The organism is Burkholderia sp. Bp9031, assembly GCF_003857965.1.
Lineage (GTDB): Bacteria > Pseudomonadota > Gammaproteobacteria > Burkholderiales > Burkholderiaceae > Burkholderia > Burkholderia ambifaria_A.
Genome location: NZ_QTPW01000008.1, coordinates 165646 through 187157, shown reverse-complemented (window position 1 = coordinate 187157; position 21512 = coordinate 165646). Strand labels below are relative to the sequence as shown.

General features: G+C 64.4%; 15 protein-coding genes and 1 pseudogene. 2 read left to right on the top strand and 14 right to left on the bottom strand.

The window, feature by feature from the left end; all coding sequences use genetic code 11:
• Positions 1-90: 90 nt before the first annotated feature.
• Positions 91-1026, bottom strand: coding sequence for a 1-phosphofructokinase family hexose kinase (locus DIE15_RS13610; RefSeq protein ID WP_057926939.1), 936 nt, complete (start codon positions 1024-1026; stop codon positions 91-93).
• Positions 1027-1259: 233 nt separating this feature from the next.
• On the opposite strand from DIE15_RS13610, the gene DIE15_RS13605 reads away from it, so the two are divergent.
• A complete protein-coding gene (locus DIE15_RS13605) occupies positions 1260-3056 on the top strand; it encodes an adenosylcobalamin-dependent ribonucleoside-diphosphate reductase (protein ID WP_124833516.1) in 1797 nt (598 codons plus the stop codon).
• 152 nt (positions 3057-3208) lie between these two features.
• Here the strand turns inward: DIE15_RS13605 and ftsH are convergent, their stop codons facing one another.
• The 4 genes from ftsH to DIE15_RS13585 form a co-directional block, all read right to left on the bottom strand.
• Positions 3209-5116 carry an ATP-dependent zinc metalloprotease FtsH gene (gene ftsH / locus DIE15_RS13600; protein ID WP_124833515.1) on the bottom strand — a complete coding sequence of 636 codons (1908 nt, stop codon included), beginning with the start codon at positions 5114-5116 and terminating at the stop codon, positions 3209-3211.
• 33 nt (positions 5117-5149) lie between these two features.
• Positions 5150-5659, bottom strand: a complete 510-nt coding sequence (locus DIE15_RS13595; protein WP_057926942.1) for a BCAM0308 family protein — start codon at positions 5657-5659, stop codon at positions 5150-5152.
• 39 nt (positions 5660-5698) lie between these two features.
• On the bottom strand, positions 5699-6346 hold the full coding sequence (locus DIE15_RS13590) for a BON domain-containing protein (protein ID WP_057926943.1): 648 nt from the start codon (positions 6344-6346) through the stop codon (positions 5699-5701).
• Between the two features lie 319 nt (positions 6347-6665).
• Positions 6666-7115, bottom strand: a complete 450-nt coding sequence (locus DIE15_RS13585) for a hypothetical protein (protein WP_057926944.1) — start codon at positions 7113-7115, stop codon at positions 6666-6668.
• Positions 7116-7416: 301 nt separating this feature from the next.
• Here DIE15_RS13585 and DIE15_RS13580 point away from each other — a divergent pair, with 301 nt between their 5' ends.
• Entirely contained in the window at positions 7417-8826 is a 1410-nt protein-coding gene (locus DIE15_RS13580; RefSeq protein WP_124833514.1) for an MBL fold metallo-hydrolase RNA specificity domain-containing protein, read from the top strand.
• A gap of 84 nt (positions 8827-8910) precedes the next feature.
• On the opposite strand, the gene DIE15_RS13575 is transcribed toward DIE15_RS13580, so the two are convergent.
• From DIE15_RS13575 to DIE15_RS13535, 9 genes and pseudogenes are all read right to left on the bottom strand, one after another.
• Positions 8911-9951, bottom strand: coding sequence for a zinc-dependent alcohol dehydrogenase family protein (locus DIE15_RS13575; protein WP_057926946.1), 1041 nt, complete (start codon positions 9949-9951; stop codon positions 8911-8913).
• Between the two features lie 325 nt (positions 9952-10276).
• A pseudogene (locus DIE15_RS13570) lies at positions 10277-11141 on the bottom strand (tyrosine-type recombinase/integrase); the annotation flags it as partial.
• A complete protein-coding gene (locus tag DIE15_RS13565) occupies positions 11036-11662 on the bottom strand; it encodes an imm11 family protein (protein WP_185734446.1) in 627 nt (208 codons plus the stop codon). The gene DIE15_RS13565 and the pseudogene DIE15_RS13570, both read right to left, overlap by 106 nt.
• 147 nt (positions 11663-11809) lie before the next feature.
• Positions 11810-12238, bottom strand: coding sequence for an NTF2 fold immunity protein (locus DIE15_RS13560; RefSeq protein ID WP_124833513.1), 429 nt, complete (start codon positions 12236-12238; stop codon positions 11810-11812).
• A gap of 9 nt (positions 12239-12247) precedes the next feature.
• Positions 12248-16510, bottom strand: coding sequence for an RHS repeat-associated core domain-containing protein (locus tag DIE15_RS13555; protein WP_124833512.1), 4263 nt, complete (start codon positions 16508-16510; stop codon positions 12248-12250).
• A gap of 21 nt (positions 16511-16531) precedes the next feature.
• The gene (locus tag DIE15_RS13550) at positions 16532-16990 is read right to left on the bottom strand and encodes a DUF1795 domain-containing protein (protein ID WP_057926949.1); all 459 of its coding nucleotides are present in this window, start codon (positions 16988-16990) and stop codon (positions 16532-16534) included.
• A 61-nt stretch (positions 16991-17051) separates the two neighbouring features.
• Positions 17052-17495 (bottom strand): hypothetical protein, encoded by a 444-nt coding sequence (locus tag DIE15_RS13545; RefSeq protein ID WP_124833511.1) that lies wholly within the window; start codon positions 17493-17495, stop codon positions 17052-17054.
• Positions 17496-17538: 43 nt separating this feature from the next.
• Positions 17539-18408, bottom strand: coding sequence for an ankyrin repeat domain-containing protein (locus DIE15_RS13540; RefSeq protein ID WP_057926951.1), 870 nt, complete (start codon positions 18406-18408; stop codon positions 17539-17541).
• The gene (locus tag DIE15_RS13535; RefSeq protein ID WP_124833510.1) at positions 18408-21413 is read right to left on the bottom strand and encodes a type VI secretion system Vgr family protein; all 3006 of its coding nucleotides are present in this window, start codon (positions 21411-21413) and stop codon (positions 18408-18410) included. The genes DIE15_RS13540 and DIE15_RS13535 overlap by 1 nt, the downstream gene beginning before the upstream one ends.
• Positions 21414-21512: the final 99 nt, after the last annotated feature.

Sequence of the window (21512 nt, the reverse complement as noted above, 5' to 3'; positions counted from 1 at the left end):
TTTTTGCGATCGCGGCGCGGATACCGCTGAGCCAGATCAACGATCGATCGCGCATCGACGAGATCGCGCACGCGTCGGGCCGCCTGCGCGTCAGCTTGCCTGCGCAACCAGTTCGGCGTGAATCCGCTCGACGTCGTCGCGCGTGCACAGCGCCGTGCCGGGATGCTCGACCGACGCAGCCGATGCGGCCAGCGCGTAGCGGCACGCATCGTCGAACGGCACGCCGCGCGCCAGCGCCCAGACCATGCCGCCGACGAAACTGTCGCCCGCCCCGACCGTGCTGCATACCGCGGCCGGCCTGCCGGGCAGGCGCAGCGTGCGATCGCGCGTGACGACCCATGCGCCGCGCGCGCCCAGCGTCAACGCGACGATGTCGGCCCGCCCCTGCTCCACGAGCTCGCTCGCCTTCCGGCATGCCGACGTGTCGTCGAGCGTTTCTCCGGCCAGCGCGCTCAATTCGCCGAGACTGGGCTTCACGAGATGAACGCCGGCCTCGAGGGCCGCCTGCAGCGCGCGGCCCGCCGCATCGACGACGACCCGGCTGCCCCTTGCGCGGGCCTCCCGCGCAAGCGTTGCATAGAGGTCGTCCGGCGCGCCGGGCGGCAGGCTGCCGCTCAACACGAGATAGCGCGGCACCGGTTGCAGCGCTTCGATGCGGGCCGCGCAATCGCGCCACTCGGCCTGCGTGACCAGCGGACCCGGCATCAGGAAACGGTATTCGCGCCCGGTCGAGGTCTCGGTCACGCAGACGTTCTCGCGCGTCTCGCCGGCGATCGGGATTCGCACGCTCGGCAGGTGCTCGGCCTCGAGCAACCGGGTCAATACGTCGCCGGTCGGCCCACCGGCCAGGTACAGCGCGACGCAGTCGCCCCCGAGCCGGTGAATGGTCCGGGCGACGTTGATCCCGCCGCCGCCGGGGTCGCGCCGCGGCCGCGCGCAGCGCAGCTTGTGCGTGTCGACGATGCGCTCGACCGACGTCGCGACGTCGACGGCCGGATTCAATGTGACGGTAACGATATCGGTCATGGCACGTAGCTCGCAGTCGATGGCACGCGCGATCCGCCGGCTTGCGCGACGGACGCCGGCGCGGCGATGCCCGGCAACCGGGGCGTGCCGGCCGTGGCTCCACCTTACGTTCGACGCCGGTCGCGGCGTTGACGCCCGTCAAGCGATGCCGCGAAGGCGCTCGATTGCGCTCGATCAACGCCCCGATCAGGCAGGCTCTTACAGTGAATCATTCGTCGCCGCCGAGCCCCGCCATGGACGAGCAGCCGCTTTGCACCACCGTCTTCGCCGAGCGTTACGCGCAGCCCGGCGAAACGTCTCGCGCAGCCGTATTCCATCGCGTCGCCCATGCGCTGTCGCTCGCCGAAGCGCCGGAGGTGCGCGCACAGTGCGAGCGCGCGTTCTTCCGGAATCTGCAGCGCGGCGCGATCGGCGCGGGCCGCATCCTCGCGAACGCCGGTGCGGATATCGGCGGGACGATGGTCAACTGCTTCGTCCATCCGCTCGCGATTGCGCCCGACACACCCGCACACGCCGTCGACGCGGCGCTCGCGCGGGCGCTCGACGACGCACGGCTCACGCTGTTGATGGGCGGCGGAATCGGCTACGACTTCTCGCCGGTGCCGCCTGCCGATGCGTACGAGCGCCGCTCGTCAGCCGAACGAGGCGCATGCGTCGCGATCGACCGCTTCGATGCGATGTGCCGGGCGCTGCCGTTCACCGGCCCGCGCCGGGGCGCACAGATGGCCGTGCTGCGCTGCGATCATCCGGACCTCGCGGCATTCGTCGCGGCCAAGCGCGGACGGTCGCGCTGGCCGACGTTCAACCTGTCGGTCGGCGTCACGGATGCGTTCATGGAAGCGGTCCAGCACGACCTGCCGTGGGCGCTCGTCCATCAGGCGCCGCCCCGTTGCGCATCCGGCACGCCGCCTCGGCGGCCGGACGGACGCTATCTTTACGCGACGATTCAGGCCCGTGCGCTCTGGCACGAGATCGTCGGCGCGGCGCGCGACAGCGCCGAACCGGGGCTGCTGTTCCTCGACACGATCCGCGACGCGAATCCGCTGCGCGAGCACGAACGGATCGACGCGACGAACCCGTGCGGCGAGCAGCCGCTGCCGCCCTACGGCAGCTGTGTGCTCGGGCCGATCGATCTGTCGCGGTTCGTGCTCCAGCCGTTCGGTGCCGAAGGCAGGCCGCGCTTCGATTTCGCGACGCTCGCGGACGCAGTGAGGATCCAGGTCCGCATGCTCGACGACGTGCTCGACCTGACCGCATGGCCGCTCGCCGCGCACGAGCACGAAGCGCGGCGCACGCGGCGCATCGGGGTCGGCGTCACCGGGCTCGCCGACGCGCTGACGATGCTGCGGCTGCGTTACGACAGCGTCGAAGCGCGTGCGTTTGCGCGCGGGATCGTGATGACGATGCGCGAACGTGCGTTTGCCGCATCGGCCGCGCTTGCCGCCGAGCGCGGCGTGTTTCCGGCCTACGATCCGGCCGCCTACCTGACCGGCCCCGCGTACCGCATGCTCCTGCCGCTGAAGGTGCATCACGCGATCGCGCGGCACGGGCTGCGCAACAGCCATCTGCTGTCGTTCGCGCCGGCCGGCAGCGTGAGCCTCGCGTTCTGCGACAACTGTTCGAACGGGATCGAGCCGGCCGTCGGCTGGACGCAGCGTCGCATGGTGCGCACCGCGGACGGACGGATCCGGCCGTTTCGTGTGGAGAATCACGCTTACCGGCTGTTTCGCGAGCTGCATGGCGACAGCGTCAGGCTGCCGGACTATTTCGTCACGGCGGCGGATATCGCACCGGCCGACCATGTCGCGATGCTCGCGGTGCTGCAGCCGTGCGTCGACGCGGGCATCTCGAAGACGGTGACGATGCCGGGCCAGTGTTCGCTCGCGCAGGTCGATGCGTTGTTCGTCCAGGCGTGGCGCGACGGTCTGAAGGGCATCACGGTCTTCCGGCCCGATCCGCAGCTCACCTCGGTCGTGACCGACGACGCGGCGCAAGCGCGGCGCGACGGCCCGGTCTGCATCGGCTGCTGACCGGCATCTTGCGATTCGGACCCGCCCCTGATTCCGCCGGTCACGCACACGCGATCGCTCGCATGGGCACCGGTTGCCGACGATGGCAGGCAGCAGGCGTTCAGCGCTGCTGGCGAGCGTCCGTTCGGACTTGAGACTTTGGACTTTGGACTTCAGGCAGAGGCGCCCGTGATCGTTTCCGTATCGGCATCCGTCGGCCGGCGCGTCTCGTCGGCATCGTCCGGCGGCGTGATGAGCGCCACCAGCAGGTCGTGATCGATCGATTCGTGCAGCAGCAGGCTGTGCGCGATCCGTTCGAGCGCATCGCGGTGCTCGCCGAGCGTCGCCGTGACCCGCGCATGCGCATCCTCGAGCAGCGCGCGCACCTCTTCGTCGATCAGTTGCGCGGTGTGCTCGCTGCAGCGGCCGTCGCCGGGCGTCCACACGCCGGGCGCGCCGCTCGGCTGCGCCGCGTCGTCGAAGGTCGCCAGCCCGATCTTCTCGCTCATCCCGTACTGCATGACCATGTGCCGCGCCAGCGCGGTCGCGCGTTCGAGATCGTTCTGCGCGCCCGTCGACACGTCGCCGAACACGAGTTCTTCCGCGACGCGTCCGCCGAGCAGCACATCGAGCCGGTCGAGCAATTCGCTCCTGCGCAGCACGTAGCGATCCTCGGTCGGCACCTGCTGCGTATAGCCGAGGGCCGCGATCCCGCGCGGAATGATCGATACCTTCTTCACCGGATCGCAATGCGCACGGCTTTGCGCGACGAGCGCATGCCCCGATTCGTGGTACGCGATGGTCCGCTTCTCCTGCTCGTTCATCACGCGGCTCTTGCGCTCCATGCCGGTCATCGCGCGGTCGATGGCTTCGTCGAAATCGGCCATGCCGATCGCGGGCTTGCCGAGTTCGGCCGCATGCAGCGCGGCTTCGTCGACGACGTTCGCGAGATCGGCGCCGACGAAGCCCGGCGTGCGCTGCGCCAGCTCCGCGAGGTCGACTTCCGGCGCGAGCTTCACGCGCTTCGTATGCACGGCCAGGATCTGCTTGCGGCCGTTCAGGTCGGGCCGGTCGATCGCGATGTGCCGGTCAAATCGTCCCGGGCGCAGCAACGCGGGATCCAGGATCTCCGGCCGGTTGGTCGCGGCCATGATGATGACGCCCGAATTGGCCTGGAAGCCGTCCATCTCGACGAGCAGCTGGTTGAGCGTCTGCTCGCGCTCGTCGTTGCCCGACATCAGGCCGACCCCGCGCGCCTTGCCGAGCGCATCGAGCTCGTCGATGAACACGATGCACGGCGCGCTCTGCTGGGCCTGCTCGAAGAGATCGCGCACGCGCGCCGCGCCGACGCCGACGAACATCTCGACGAACGCCGAGCCGCTGATCGTGAAGAACGGCACCGCGGCCTCGCCAGCGACCGCGCGTGCCAGCAGCGTCTTGCCGGTGCCGGGCGCACCGACGATCAGCACGCCCTTCGGGATCTTGCCGCCGAGCCGCTGATAGCGTTCGGGATTGCGCAGGAACGCGACGATTTGCTGCAACTCGGCCTTCGCCTCGTCGATGCCCGCGATATCGTCGAACGTGATGCCGGTTTCCTTCTGCATATACACGCGGGCCCGGCTTTTTCCCATGCCGCTCAGATCCCGCATGCCGCCCGGCCTGCGCATCATGAAACTCCAGATCACGACGAAGCCGATCAACGGGAAGATCCATGTCGCGAGCGTCCCGATCCAGCCCGTATCCGGTGCGCCCCGGTAGCGAATCCCGGCAGTCGTCAGCGCGGCGACCAGGCCTTCGTCGCTCACCCGGTTCGTCGTGAAGCGCCACGGCGCTCCGGCCTTCTTCACCTCGGCCGCGTCGGACGCGGCCAGCGCCGCGCCGGCTTGCGGCATGCGCAGCGTGCCCGAGATCGACGACTGGCCGATCTCGAGATCGTCGACGAGCCGCACGTCCACCAGGTGATGAAAATCACTGTAGGAAATCGACGTCGCGGCCGGCTGATACATCAGCAACTGAATCGCCACCAGCACGGCGAACGCGATCGGGATCAGCAGCCCGGCGTAGTCGAATGATTTTTTCATGGGATCGAACCTGCCCGGCAGGCAACCGTCCGCTCACGCGGCGTCGCGCTTCCAGTACGCTCGCAGCATGTCTTCGCCGTCGCCATAGTGGATGGAGAGATCGCCGTGATGCGCGTGCAGCAATGCTTCCGCCAGGCGCCGGACCATGTGCGTGCCCGTCGTGCGGACGACGAGCGTATCGGCGGACTTCTCGATTTCCATGATGCGTTCGAGCGCGTGCTCGCTCGTCTCCAGATCGGCCTGGTGCTCGAGCAGCGCGAGAATCGTCGACCGGTGCGCGCGCAGGTACGCGCCGCGCAACACCAGCTCGCCCGCCGGCACGTTTTCCCGCATGCGCTTGCAGGCCGGGCATTCGAGCTGACGCCGATCCAGCGGCGTCGCATACCACGTCCAGCGGCCCGCGTCGCAGACGGCGCCGCAGCCTTCGCAGATCCGGTCGCCCCCGGGGCGCTTCGGTTCGCGGTAACTGTCCTTCGTATGCGGCTGCATGCGCTTGTCGCGGCGCAGGGTGTTTCGGCCGGGGCCGGTATGCGAACGGTTCATGGCTGCTTCTCCTGGTAGTGGACAGCACGGGCAAGCCGGTCAGGCAACGGTCAGCCGGTCGACAACCTCCCGGACCCCTCGCACCGACCCGGCCGCGCCGCACGCGGCGCGTCGTTCGGCCAGCGACGCGACCGTGCCCGTCAACGTGACGATGCCGTCGGCCGCTTCGATCGAAATTCCCGCGGATTCACGCTGCGCGCGACGCGCCAGCGCTTCGGCGATCCGTGCGCCGACGTCCGGCACCGTGTGGTCCGTACGCACCTGGATGCGGTTCGCCACGCCGACGACGCCGATCATCCGGCTCACCATGGCCTCCGCCGCGCGGCTCTGGAACGCATGGTCGACCTCGCCGTCGAGCGTCACGCAGCCGTGATCGACCTCGACGCGAATCTTGTGATCGCGCAACGCTTCCTGCCAGCCGAGCGCGAACGTGATCGCGATCGCCAGTTCCTGGTCCGCGCACGCGTTCTCCGGCGGGGTGACGTTCAGCTCGAGCACCAGCGCGCGTGCCCCGGCGACATGCAGCGCCGTTTTCTGCGCCTCGAGCTTCTGCGCCCAGCTGTCGACCGTGCCGCGCAACGTGACGATCCGGTCACGAACGTCGACGTCGATCCGGCGCGCGTCGATCGCCGGATTCCAGAACAGCGCCTGCTCGACATCCTGCTTGAGTGCTGCGTCTGACTTCATGTCGGTCTCCCGTCGGCCGGCGCCGATCGCGAAACCTGCGACCGGATGCGCACCGCACTGCAGCCAGCATCGCGCACGGCGGCGCCGGCGGCTTGACGAGGATCAATCAACGGCGGTCCTGAACAAATCGTCGGCGTCCGTCATCAATATCGGTGCGAAAGTTGCGAAATGATCGTGCTGCTCGACGAGCAGATTCGCCTGACGCACACGCAGGTGACGGCCGACGCGACGGTCGCGTTCTACGTCGCGCTCGGCGGCGGCTGGGGCGAAGCCGGCTGACGAGCGTGATGCACGGGCATTCGGCCAGATTCAGCCCGATTCAGCCTGTTCGGGTGACGACGTCGGGCCGCTGCCACGGCGGCAGTTCGGCCCAGCCGAGCGGCCCGTACACGGTGCCGCCGGCGGCCTCGATCGTTTCGACGAACGCGGCGAGCGTCGTCCCGGCTGGAACGGTCAGCGTCATCGCATCGATGAAATCCTCGCTGCGCAGCCATGGCGCCGCGCCGTGGTTGATCTGCTGGACGCTCCATGCGTGGCCGTGCCGCCCGGCCTCGGGCGGCAGCAGGCGCGGCGCATCGAACGCAACCCGCAGCAACTGCGCGCGCGAATCGCTGTACGGCGGCTTCGCGGCGTTCTGGTAGGGCACGTCCGCCCAACTCTCGCCGCATTGCTCGTCGAGCGGCAAGCAGGTAAACCACGCCCATGGCGAGCGCACGAAGCACAGCCGGTAAAGGCGCCCGGCGCCGTCCAGATTGGCGATCAGCGTCATGATGGATTCGTCCCCAAAGGCCCGAGTGATGCCCCGAGTGATGCGGTTACGCAGCGCGCACGGCATGCGCGGATAACGGGGTCATGACATCGGCATCGCATGCGCGCACAGGGTCACTATCCTGCCGCCGCCGGCGTCGAGGGTTGATCGTCGTCAAACGGCGCGAGCGGCGTGCCGCCCCGCCCCTGCAACTTGCCCGGCCGGCCACGGAATCCCGCAATTGCTGATTTCGGTCAACCGTCGCGCGCGCATTCGCGCTGTAATCGCCTTACCGTTCCATCGACTCCCGGCGAGGCGATCCATGAAACTGACTTTTCTCGGCGCGACCGAAACCGTGACCGGCTCGAAGTATCTGGTCGAGCACGGCGGCCGGCGCGTGCTGGTCGATTGCGGCCTGTTCCAGGGCACGAAGAACCTGCGGCTGCGCAACTGGCGAGCGCTGCCGCTCGCGCCCGACACGCTGGACGCGGTCGTGCTCACGCACGCGCATATCGATCACAGCGGCTATCTTCCGGTGCTGGTGCGCGAAGGGTATCGCGGGCCGGTGTACTGCACGGCGGCCACGGCCGAACTCTGCGACATCATGCTGCGCGACAGCGCGCGGCTGCAGGAAGAGGAAGCCGACTTCGCGAACCGGCACGGCTACTCGAAGCATCATCCGGCGCAACCGCTGTACACGCTGGACGACGCGCAGCGCGCGCTGCGCCTGCTGAAACCCGTCGCGTTCGACGAATGCACGTCGCTTGGCGGCGGCCTGTCGTTCCGCCTGCTGCCGGCCGGACATATCCTGGGCGCGGCGAGCGTCGTGATGCACTGGGACCACAAGGTGCTCGCGTTCTCGGGCGACCTCGGCCGCTATCACGATCCGATCATGCAGCCGCCGCGGCCACCCGCGCATGCGGACTACCTGGTGGTCGAATCGACGTACGGTGACCGGCTGCACCCGACGTCGGATCCCGAGAACGAGCTGGCCGCGCTGTTCGACAAGACCTTCGCGCGCGGCGGGGTCGTCGTGATGCCGTGCTTCACCGTCGGCCGCGCGCAGGAGATCCTGCACTACATCGCGCGGCTGAAGGCGTCCGGCCGCATGGCGCGCGTCCCGGTGTTTCTCGACAGCCCGATGGCGACGGACGTGACCGAGCTCTATCGCCACCATATCCTCGAACACCGGCTGACCGTGTCCGACGCGAACGCGCTCGGCCACGCGGCGACGATGATCCGGTCGGTCGAGCAGTCGAAGGCGATCGCCGAACACCATGGCCCGATGGTCATCATCGCCGGCAGCGGGATGGCAACGGGCGGGCGCGTGCTGCATCACCTGGCCCGCTATGCGCCCGATGCGCGCAACACGATCGCGCTGGTTGGCTACCAGGCCGCCGGCACGCGCGGCGCGGCGCTGGCCGCGCACGAGCCGACGGTGAAGATTCACGGCGAGTACGTCCGCGTGCGCGCGCAGGTCGAGTCGATCACGACGCTGTCGGCCCACGCCGACTACGAAGAGATTCTCAAGTGGCTCGGCACGATGCAGTGCGCGCCCGTGCAGACCTTCATCACGCATGGCGAACCCGCTGCCGCGGATGCGCTGCGTCGGCGCATCTCGGAGACGCTGCACTGGCCGTGCGAGGTGCCGATCTACGAGCAATGCGTCGATCTGGACAAAGTCGAAGACGAAGCCGGCGGCGCGCAGGAACCCGCCGCGCTGTCGTCGTGACTCACGGCGATGCCGGCGAATCGCTGAACGCGCGTGACGGGAAACCGGTGCAGCCACCGGCTCCCGTCACGCTTTGCGTGGCAATCAGCCCACTTCGATGATCACCTTCAGCGCGTGGGTTTGCGCGGCGCGCCCGAACGTGTCGTACGCGTGCTCCACCTCGTCGAGCGAGAACCGGTGCGTGATCAGGCGCTTCGGATCGAGGCGCCCGGCGCGCACGGTCTTCAGCAGCATCGGCGTGCTGACCGTGTCGACGAGCCGCGTCGTGATCGAGATGTTGCGATCCCACAGCTTCTCCAGGTGCAGGTCCGCCTTGACGCCATGTACGCCGACGTTGGCGACGACCCCGCCGGGCGCCACGAGCGACGTGCACATCTCGAACGTCGCCGGAATGCCGACCGCTTCGATCGCGCAATCCACGCCGACGCCGTCGGTCAGCTTCATCACTTCCGCCACCGGGTCGCCGGTGCGGCCGTCGAAGCAGTCGGTCGCGCCGAAGCGGCGTGCGATCTCGAGGCGGTTGCCGTCCGGGTCGATCATGATGATCCGCGCCGGCGAATAGAACTGCGCGGTCAGCAACGCGGCCAGCCCGATCGGCCCTGCGCCGACGATCGCGACCGAGCAGCCCGGCTGCACCCGGCCGTTGAGCACGCCGCATTCGAATCCGGTCGGCAGGATGTCGGACAGCATCACGAGCGCGTCCTCGTCCGCGCCTGCCGGAATCCGGTACAGGCTGGTCTGCGCGTGCGGGATGCGCACGTACTCGGCCTGCGTGCCGTCGATCCGGTTGCCGAGAATCCAGCCGCCCGTCGTGCAATGCGAATACAGCCCGCGGCGGCAATACTCGCAGCGGCCGCACGACGAGATGCAGGAAATCAGCACGTGATCGCCCGGCTTCAGCGAATCGACCGCGGCACCGACCTGCTCGACGACGCCCACGCCTTCGTGGCCGAGAATGCGGCCCGGTTCGCAGGTCGGCACGTCGCCCTTGAGGATGTGCAGATCGGTGCCGCAGATCGTCGTGCGCGTCACGCGGACGATCGCGTCGGTGGGCGACTGCAGTTCCGGCCTGGGCCGCTGTTCGAGCGTCTTGCGCCCGGGTCCGTGGTAAACGAGTGCTTTCATCTCGGTTCCTCCGTCGAGGGGCAATCGTCCTTTTCGTGCATGTATGGCGGTTTCGCGCTAAATTTCTTTACGAATCAATTGCTTGTCAAGATTCTGATTTCGCAAAACCGCGTCCTTCGGATGTGAAATCTGGCGCTTCAGCGTGATGTACCCGCCAAGACACAATCGTGCCCGATAGTCAGCCAGCGGCAGTTGGGCGTCGACCAGCGCCGTCAGTTCCGGCGGCTCCTAGTCCGCGAAGAAGGTAAGTGCAATTTCCTACATGAGCCCTGAGGTTATCGAAATATTCGCGCCTATCCACAAATCGATATAAACCGCCTGCTGCTCAGTTCCGTGCGGCAAACGCCTGATCGAACTGCCTGGCTCGCTGCACCTCGTCGCTATGCAAGTAGGTCGACGTCGTTGAGATCGATGCATGGCGCAGGTTGTCGCGCACCATGACCAGCTCGGCGCCCCGCGCCAGCGCGTGCGAGGCGTGCGTATGGCGCATCCAATGCGGGCTGGCTCGGCGCAACTTCTCCGCCGTCGCGGGCCGCTCGTCCTGGATCGCATCGGCGACCAGAACGAAGAACCGCCTCAGCACGCGCCAAAGCCGCGTGCTTTCGATGCCTGCGCCGTCCTCGTCGAGACTCGCGACGAGCGGCGTCGCCGGGTTCCAGCGCTCCGGCGTGACCGGCAGGCCCCGCTGTACGAGAGACTGGTCGAGTGCCGTGCGTGCAAGCGGTGGCAGCGCCACTTTTCCGCGCTTGCCGCCCTTGTCCAGCACGTGTAGCCAATGATCCCCGTGTTCGTCCCGGCGTATATCGGCGAGCGTCGCGCTGACCAGCTCGCTCGCGCGCAAGCCGGTTGCATAACCGAAGTCCATACAGAAACCGCACGCGCTGGGCGGCCGGCACGCTCCAGCCGTAGGACCATTCGAGGCCGTCGGCAACAGTGCGGATCAGCAGCCACTCGCCCTCGGAGAAACCGCGCGACACGTCCAGTCCCGCGCGCGGCGCGTGGCTCTTGACCTTGACGCCGGTGAACGGATTCGCCAGCACGTAGCGCTGCTCGATCAGCCAGCGAAATAGCGCCGACAGGACATTCAGTGCATACGCCGCCGATCGGGGCGCGAGTGCGCCGATGAACGGTCGCCATTCGACACTGCGCCGTGGCCGCGACGGCCCGACCCAGCGCTCGCGCGGCGTGGGCCGACCCTCTTATTGTCCTCCACTACCTTCTTGAATGCCCTGGAAACAAATACTGTCGAAGGTTTCTCTTTGAGCCTGAATATGTTAGCTCCTTGCACGCAATTTTCCAGAAGGACAATCTTATTGAATACCGTAGCAGTCGGATAAACCTTGAATTTAGACGACTCCAAGTCCACAGCGCCTTCAAGCACGGTGACCACATGAAATCCATGAATACCTTGGGTCGGCGCATCGACAGGCAACACCTCACCATTGTTCCTAAGGAGAGGTTCAAGAACTTCAAGAGCTTTCGAACTAAACATCAAAAACGGCGACAGCATGGTTTGGACATCGCTATCCTTCATTTTTCGAGGAATGCCCCAGGATAGCTTAATCACATCGTAACTTGGCCCAAACTGCTGACCACTATGGGCAGTAGCCTGGATCGCGATGCTCTTGTCGTGGGGAATCTCCCCACTCTCATCGACTTGAACTAACGCTTGATACGAATCAGCTTGCCTCAAGCCATAAATTCCATTCATATGCATACTCAGAAATGCAGCTCGTCGCCGACAGGGAAACACATCTGCAAGCCAAAGACGTGGAAACTGTCGCCGTTTGGCATGTCCCCTGTGACCTCGTCAACCTTGCGCGCTGCAAACCGACAGTCTATGAACGGGAATGTCCGGTCACAATACTGATCGCTGCCATTTGTCTTTAAAGTTGAGAAGCTCCTTCTTCTTTATTTTCCACACGCCATTTTTACACTTCAAGACGAATCGGAACTGGCTTTGCAGCCCATGCGCCTGCCGAATGATAAACACTGCCTCTCCATCCTCCATTTCCGCATGCTCCTCAACGTCGGAATCCGGATTATAAGTGGGCGGAGAAGTGCAGCCAAGGTCAATCAATCGTCCTTCGTACGCCTTATCGCGAAACGTCCATTGATCAAAAATCTCCATTAGTTTGTCGCGCGCTTCGTTGTCGACCGATTGGACATTTTGATTATTAGTCAATGCCTCTTGCTTCGTTTTGAAAAATTGATCCTCCCATCTATTCATTTCAAGCATAAACGATTTCAAGGTGTCACGCGCTCGTTCCAGTTCTTCAGTTGCCATTGCGAACCCTTAATTATTGAAGATTGCACTTATGATTTTCTGACCACCTTGCAGGACATCATAGGATATCTGCGTCGGCCGTGTTCCACCGTTGCCGTAGATGAATTGTATATCCACGTCAGCTGAGCCGACTCTCCTAACATACGCAGCCACCTGTCCTTCGAAATCCCTGAACGCACCCCGATTGATCCCCGGCAACTGAGGAAATACGCCATTTTTCCCGCCACTTCCTCCGAGAAGTTTCCCAAGAATGTGCCCGGCGTCGTCTGTTTGATTCCCCAATAATCGCGCCCATGCCCGCGACGATGCATTCGTGGCTGTTCCGGTGCCGAGGTCAGCGGCAGTGATTGTCGCAGTTGCACGTAAAGGCTGGCCCGCGGTGCCCCGTGAAACTGCTGGCGTAACACACCATCCCCACGGATCAATCCACGAGAGCGGGTTTGGTGCGTACGCATAGAGGTTGTCACTACCCAATAGCCCGATCGGATCGGGATTGACGAACCGCCCCACATCCGGATCATAGAACCGAAAGTTGTTGTAATGCAGGCCCGTGCTCTGATCGGCATACTGACCCGCGTAGCGGAGTGGTTGATCCGTCCGGGACGCGGTCAGTGAACGAGCCCCCTGCTCGACTTTGCCCCATGCCGTATATTGTCCGGCCCAAGCGAGTTCGCCGGCTTCGTCGGTGACTTCCAGCGGCGCCCCAACCAGATCGGTATGGAAGTAATAGATCCGTGCCGCGCGCTTCGCCGCATCGATCGCAGCAGCAGCCAGCGCCTCTGCGATCACCGCGTCGACGCGCGCGGCGGGCGAATAAGGCGCATCCGGACTGTACACGTAGCTACTAACACCGGTCTCGCGGACCTCTTGGGCCAGCCTCAGCCCTTCCCATACGAACCGCTTCGTCTCCTTTCGAAGCTTCACGCCGCGCACGTCGAACGACGTATCGGTCTTCGTGAGGCGCCGTCCGAGCGGATCGTACGCAAAGCGCGTTTCCACGATGCCCCGCGCGTCTTGCGTGCTCACTGCGATCAGCCGGCCCTGACCGTCGTACCTGAATCGCTGGGTCTGATTCGCGCCGCGCAGCTTCGTCGACAGGTTGCCGAACGGATCGTATTCGAAGCGCAGGTTCTGCCACATGCGCAGACGATTGCCCTCAACGTAGCCACGGCTTCTGCGCTGCACGTCGTCGAGCAGATTGCCCGCAGCATCCCATGCAAATTCTTCCAACTGTCGGTCGATGGTGTTCACTCGCCGAGTCAATTGCCCGGCCGGATCGTAGCTGTACTGGGTGTTGCCCCGCAGGTTGTCGCTCGTCTCGATCAGCTCGCCCGCGGCATCATATCCGTAGTTGCGCCAGAACTGGCCGCGTCCGCGGCCCAGCGCTTTGGGCTCGAAACCTGCCGACTGCCAGACTTTGCGACCGAGCGGGTCGTAAGCGGAGCGCTCAACCAGCCGACCCTGCGTGCGCGTGATCTCGCGATGCAGATCGTCGCGCTCGAAATCGCTTACTACCTGATCGCCGCACCGGATCTGATGCACGTGGCCCGAACCGTAGCGCAGCATCTGCAGCGTCTGCTCGTGCGGCAGTTCAAGCGTCGCCACATTGTCGAGCTCATCGAGCGTGTACCGTACGATCCCGTTGGCGCCGTGTTCCGCGACGAGGCGACCAGCCTTGTCGTACTCGAACTCGACCGTATCGGGCTCAATGCCGAGCGCGAACCCCGCGGCCGTCGGCACGCGCTCGACCTTCACCAGTCGGTCGCCCTTGTCGCGCTCGTAGCGAGTCACCTCGGTCGGCGTGTGCTGGACCTTCAGGTTGCCCATCCGGTCGCGTTCAAAGCGAATCGTGCGAGTCGGACGATTTGCCGTCGCGTATTCGTCCGGCACGCCGACAGTGTCCAGCGCCAACAACTCCCCTGCTTCACCATACCTGAAGCGGCGCTCCACGCCGTCCGGGCGCGTTTCCGCTGTAAGGCGCCCGCCAGCACTGTACGCGAACGTGTAGCGGGCATGCTCTCGCTGCAGCTCTCGAAGCCGCCCTTCGGCATCGTAGCGATAGCATGTTCGCCGGCCGGCTGGATCGATTGCTTCGACGAGCTGGCCGCGGCCATTGCGCAGTTTCTGTTGAATTCGTCCGCCGAGGCCAATGTGTCGCACCACCAGTCCGGCTGCGTCGTATTCGAAGTGCTCGGTGCTGCCGTCCGGATACGAGATGCGGCGCGGCTCGCCCGTTGGACGCATGTCGTACGTGATGCGCTGACCCAGTGCGTTCTCTTGCGCGAGTGGCACACCGAACGCATCGAAACTATTGCGTGTGGTTTTGCCCGAACAGTCCGTGTAGCTGACCAGCTCGCCGAGCCGATTCCATTCGAGTGTCTTGCGGCCGCCGCGCGCGTCGATATGCGCGATGGGCAGCACGGTCAGGCCCTTGGGGTACTCGTAGCGATTTTCGCGACCCAATGGATCCTGACTTGACAACAGGCGACCTTGCGGATCGTATTCAGCGCGCCACGCACCGCCATCGGGTCCGACAATCTCTACCGGCCGCATGCTGTTGCCGTCATAACGCGTACGAGTCGCGCGGCCGAGCGGATCAGTTTCGACCACGATCCGACCGGCGTCGTCGTATTCGAACTCAACCGTACGCTCGCCCGGCAGCATCAGCATCACCGGCATCCCAGCGTCGTTGTACTTGATCCGGTAGAGCCCACCGTCGAAATCGATGTATTCGACAACCTGGAATTGTGCGTCGTAGCGCCAGTGCGCGGTGCGGCCATCAGCATGGCGAACGCGGGTCTGCCGACCTTCGATGTCGTACTCGAACGTCCAGGCCTCGCCTTCGCTGGTGCGTGTCGCGACGACTCGCGGCTGTCCTTCGACCGTCGACCAAGCATAGCTCGACGTAAATCCCAGGGCATTCGCGTGGCTCACCATCAGGTCGTTGGCATAGGTGAACCGGCGAACCACCGCCCCGTTTGCATCCGTTACGGACGCCAACTGGCCGCTTTCATCGTACCCGTAGGCGACGACGGGCCTGCGCTCTTCACCGTGAACGAGCGTGATCGCGCCAAGGCGCCCGTACGCGGGCTCGTAATCGAGCACGGCCCGGAGCCCGCCGCAGGTCAGGATCTCGCTGACGCGGCCGCGGCTGTCGCGCTCGAACTGGCACCACTGCCCTGCCTGATCCTCTATGCGGCGCACCCCTGCGATGCGACCGGAATCGGGCTCATATCGACCGAAGTCGTAATACATCTCGCCAAGGTCGTGGAGGATATAGCGCCCATCCGGCGTGCAGGTCAGGTATTGCTGCTCGGCCTCGCTGAACGCCGCCTGTCCGGCGCGCAATATCGGGAATCCCGTCTCGCGTCCCTGTGCATCCGTGTACCAGAGACGTCCGTCGCGCGCATGAAGACGTAGCTCCCACGGCAAGACCCAGCCACGGCCGAGCGTTCCCGCGTACTCGAGGCTGCTCGAGTAGAACCGCTTGATCGCGACCGGCATCGGGCTCGGAATGACATAGTCGATTTCCGATTCGGCCAGCAGAACCTTTCGCCCAGTCGTGACGTCGATCGGGTTGCCGAACATCCCGCCGATCGCCCTGTTGATCGCCGGACCGGCGACGTAACGCCCGACCGCCTCGCCCAGCACGAAGCCGCCAATGAACTTGGCTGCGCAAGGCAGCACGGCGCGTGACAGGCCACCTGCAGCCTTGAGGAGCCCACCGAGACCGCCGACCAGGCCGGCCAGCGCAAACGCCCAATCCGTTGCGGTCCGAAGCCACGGCGGCACCTCGTCGGCGACAGGGAGGTAAGTCTGTGTCCCGCCGTGGAAAAAAGTATCGTGCGAGCCGTCGCCGATCGCGGCGCCGCAGGTGATCTTGTCGTCCTTGCGTGCCGCGGGCCGACCGTTGATGAAGATGTTCGTCGAGCCCTGGGCGACCAGAGGAATGGGATTGTGCTTGGTGCACGCCACGCCGCTCAGCGTTGCGTATGCGGCCGGTTTTCCGTTCACATAGACGTCGGACGAGCCCGTGACGATGTTGCCGGACGGCGAGCTGAACATCCGGCCGATCGCCTCTCCTAATGAGAGAAGCCCCTGCGCGCCGATACCGGCCGCCATGCCGGCGAGCAGCGCGACACCGAAACCGCATGTGAACGTAGCGAATGCTACGGCGGCGATAAGCGCGATTCCCAAGACAGCGCCGACGAGAAAGCCCGTGAGCGCACTGGTGTGCTCGATCGGGTCAGTGACACGCGCGGCTTCGTACATGGTTCATGTCCTTTCTTGTTGTTATGCTGTTGCCGGCTCGGCTGGCAGGTAGCCTTCGAGCCAATTCCGCCACAATGTATCCAACGTTTCGCCGAAGCTCTTCGCGCTCGAGGCCGTGAAAATCAGCACCCGACCTGGCGCCACGATGAACGCCGCTTGCCGTTGAAAGACCATCTTTGCGCCGTTGCGGTAGGCCGTGTCGATGCGCTCGCCGGGCATGGCGTCCGCTCCGGGCCCGAGCCGCTCGGCCTGACGTGAGAGCAGCCGATGGCCTTGCAAACGTGACTTGAGCATCGCCAGCTGTCGGTCGATGTAGGGCGAGAGGGTCTCGCCATCCTTGAGCCAGTCACGCGCGACGCTGAGGTTCGGTTGCGTCGCGAGGTCGACGGGGACGAACAGGTTGGTCGTACGATCCTCGAAGCCATCCGGCAGGACGATGCTGCCTTCGTGAATCCGGATGCGGTTGTCGGAATCGGTCATGCTTTATCTCGGAAAACGGGTTTCAGAAGTCGTCAGGGGCCATGGACGCACTGCCGCGCTTTCAATCGCCAAGTAGTGCGGCGGGAGCGTCACGGCGCAAACGCATGCTGCCCAGCAGCAACGCGATCTGCGCGATCGCCCACATGTAAAAAGCGATGCCAGGATTTCGGATTGGAGTGGCATCGGCTTCGTTGAAGTACCACTTCGTCGTCAGCAGCGAACAGAGCGCGCAGGCAACGGCCGCACCGGCGAACAAAGTCGCGCGCGCGTAACGGCGACGGACAAACTGGACGACGGCGACTATGTAAAGCGGATTTGCGAGCCACGACGGATTCAGCATCAGCAGGCCCAACCAGCCTTGCGCCAGAAGGGACATTCCAGTGAGCGGCGATTCCCTTTCGAAATGCATCGCGGGCAACAGCAGCGAGGCGACGTACAGCGCTATTGATGCCCACAACACGACCTCTCGCGGCACGCGCGGCAACGAATCGACGGCGCCTCTCATTCTCCGAATCCATTGCGACGGCCCGCCACCGATGACCGCACGCTCATTCCGTCTGACCGGCCGGCGTCACGACTTTTTCGCCGCGTGCGCGCATGGCTGTCCTCTGCGCTTTCGGATCGACTGGCGGCCATGGCGCGCCGGCCGCGACAATCTTGCGGCGGATATCGTCGATACGCGCACGTGCCGGCGAACCCGGCGCCGTGTGTTTCTCCAGCGTGGTCTGCAGGACCCAGCCGTAGGAAACGCCGAGCTGATTTGCAACCTTCGGGTCCGCGCCATGCGCAAGCAGATAATCGACGGCATCCCACTGTTGAAGCGATGTCGCGTCGAAGATGGCCGTCGCGCCGAGCGAATCACGGAGATTCACGTTCGCCTTGTGCTCGACCAGCAGCTTCAATTGCGGCAGGAGCTTGTTTTCGGCGACTTCGAAGATCATCGGCGTGTCGCCGCTTGGTCGCCAGTTCGGATCAAGACCGCCGTCCAGCAGCACGCGAAGCAGATTCGGCGTGTCAGCATGCAGCGCCGCATAGACGACCGTTCCCCCACTGGCCCCGACTGGCGCCTTGGAATCCGCGCCATTCTTGAGGAGCACCGAAATAATCTGGTAGCGGGTGTTCGACGCATCGTTCTTGACCGGCACGATTTCCTGTACGGCATACGACAGCAGCGTTGTATTCTTCGCGCCGGGCACATTCAGATCCGTCTTCGGCGCGAGTTGCTGCACGCGCGCAAGGTCTCCGTCATGAATGGCTTGAGCAAGCATGAGCTGTTGTCCCGAAAAAAATTCTTCCGGCGCGTAACGTTTAAAGCCAGTCATGTTCGTCCCTTGAGCTTGAGTGGGCCACCAGAACGGCGAACTCACTCCCACGAGTGCGGCAATGGCGCCGACGGTTATCGCTTTTTTGTATCGCATCAGTGTGATGAATTCAGTTGTGAAACCAGGTCCAGTTCGTCCTTCGCGACCTGCTGGTTCATCCCGGTCGTCACGTCGCCCATCATGTGACGACCAACAGTGGTAACGCTCTGGCCGTCGAGCGTGACGGGAGTACCCACCGCTTTGGGCATGAGTTGCGCAGTACCATCACTGATCGGCCCGAGCCTCCCTTCCTGGAGCCCCGTCAATATGTCGCCGTCGACTCGATAGGCCGTAATGTTGGTCGGTTGAACCGACCCGCCGTACTGCGCGACCGTTTCGGGATTCAAGCCGGCCGCGTTGAACGTGACAGCCGAGCCGCCGCTCGCCTCGGCCGCAGCGGAAGCCATCCCGCCGCCGAGCGAGTGACCGGTGAAATCGACGCCCGACGCCGCACCCGACTGCTCGAGGCGACTGCCGATTGTCACGGCCTTCCGATAGTACGGCGATTCGTCGCCGAGCCCTTGTGCCATGTTGTTGGTCATATCGTCGCCCAAGGGGTTGAGGCTCTGCGTTCCCTTGAACGCGATCGTTGGCTTCATGCTATCGCCGAAGACTTTGGGATCCGGCACATACATCTGCGAACCGAAGTTGCTACCGTCGATATGGAAGTTGTCGGGCTTGAGGCCGTATGCCTTCAGCGCCTCCGGATCGTTGGAGGCCATCTTCCACCCCGTCGGGGGAGGATCGTTCGGGTGGTAGACGTGATCGGCAAGCTTCGCCATCTGCTGCGCCTTGAGCGAACTCGCGAACTTCGCTGCGGCCGCACGCGTCTCCGGATCGGGGCTCGCAAGTCCCTCCGCGATCATCGCCTGCGCAGCTGCCCACTGCAGCGCAAGCGCCTGTTCGGGTGCTTGTGCGCTGCCCTGGTTCAGATGAATGACCGGCCCGTCGAGATAGATGCCGTTCGCATTGATCAGAATCGACGAAGCGCCATATGTCAATTTGATGCTGTCTGGCGTCATAACCACGACACTTTCGCCCACGCGATGCTCGATGCCGTCGCTAGCTTGGTGGCTCTGCATGCCGGGCCCCGCCTTGCTCGCGATCGCCTTCGTGTTGATGACGTTGGCAGTGGTATCACGGGTAAGCGCGATGGTTTCAGTCAGCCCGCCTTGCGCGATCTGCTTCGTTTCGCTGCCCTTGAGCAATGAAACGGAGCGCGCGCCGGCTTCAACCGTATGCGTTTCCGAATCCTTGATCACGGTCTTCATATCCTTCTGCGCGTGCAGAAAGACTTCCTGAGCACCATTCATGTCGGAAAACCGCAACTCGTTCGAGCCCTGCCCTTTGTGCGTCTGGCTCTTGATTCCCATCGTCTGGCCCGCCGCACCGTGGTATGGGTTGCCTTGCTCGCCGTTGAAGACGCGCCCCACGATCACGGGGTTATCAGGATCCCCTTGATTGAAGGAGACCAGGACTTCCTGTCCGATGCGCGGAATCGCAGCCGCGCCCCACCCGGCCCCCGCCCACGGCTGGGACACTCGAATCCACATCGAATCCGACCCGTCCATCTGACCACGACGATCCCACAAGAAGTGCAGCTTCACGCAACTGCCGTTCGTGTGGATCTGCTCACCCTTCGGGCCGACAACAATCGCCGACTGAGTGCCGTGGATCACAGGTTTCGGCGTGTTGCGGGGCGCACGGTACGGAATTTTCTTCGGCAGAAGCGCAAACGAGTTGCGGTACGGCATCTTCGCGGCGTGTTGGGTATAGTCGTTCACTGCCTCGTGCCGCACATGCAGGATCGCGTATTCCTGGTTGTTTGCCATCACCGGATGGTTCGCTACCGTCACACTGCCGGCAGTGGTCATCCGCCATGCATAGCCGCCGCCGGTATATCGATGCGCCTGCGCTTCCTCGGCCTGCATCGCGATGCGCGCGTAGCGATTTCCATCGTCGCCGTGGTCATACAGCGACTGATGCTCGAAACGTTCGGTCGCCTCGAGGCGCGCATGTCGCAACGTCTGCGGCTCGGCCTGTACGAGCATCAGAGGCGACGACGGATTCTGGTGGTTGAAATCCTGGAACGTGACCTTGCCGACGCCGAAACGCCGGCCTTCGTGCAACTGGTCAATGCCGTTGAATTCGCTCGCCTCGCTGTCCGCATACGGCACGCTCGTCAGTCCGTCGATCGAGCGAAACACGAAGTTCGTATCGCCGATCACGAGAATGTGTTTGTCCTTCTCGTAGCGGTGCGTCCAGATCAGACCTTCCTGCTCCATCAAACGCGCGCAGAAGTTGTAGTACGACTCCTGGTACATCACGATGTACTCAATGGGCTTCTGGGCGGTCCGGATGTCGAACTCGAAGTCGGTAAACCCGTGATCCTGGAAAATCTCGCTGAGGATCTCACGCGAAGTCTTGTTCTGGAAAATTCGACAGTCAGTCGAGCGCGTCAGGAACCAGAACCAGGGCACCACGGTCATGTGGTACTGCGTTACCCGCCCGGGATTGCCGGCGCGATCGAACGAGGCGACGTAGCCGTCGAAATAGCGGTTATTGTCGGCACCGCCCGACATCACGATGCGTTCGAGCGTCGATTGCCGCGCATCGTGATCGAGCCGCAGCTTGATTTGCTGGCCAATCAGATGATCCGGCGTCAGGTCATGCTGGTGCGACAGCAAATCGAGGTGAATTTCCGGCAAGCGGTTAACGTGTTCGTCGATGACCGCGGCGCCGACCAATAACACGTCGGGCCCGAGCGGAGACTCGATCGTCACGTACCGGTTCAGCTGCGTCAGGCGAGCGACGCCGCCCGTCGCATTATTAAGCGCGTCCGCAATCGCAGCGGGCGTCTTGTTCATCAACGAGAAACCGGTCTGCGCCAGCTGAACCGCGCGCTGCACGGTGTCCAGATGGCCGGCGACGCCGGCGAGCGGGCCGATTTGGCCAGCCACGGTGGATGCGATCGGGCCGGCAAGGCCGCCGAGCGCACTCAGCGAGCCCAACGAATTCCCTCCGAAACCGCTCGGAATACCGCCATTCGGGGCGAAACTCATTCTTGTTCCTTTCTTCTCGTCTCAGGTTCTGCCCCGGCCGACTGGCAGCCTGAGGCCACGCTACTGTAGGACAAGTTCCGACAAGGCGAAAGATACTCG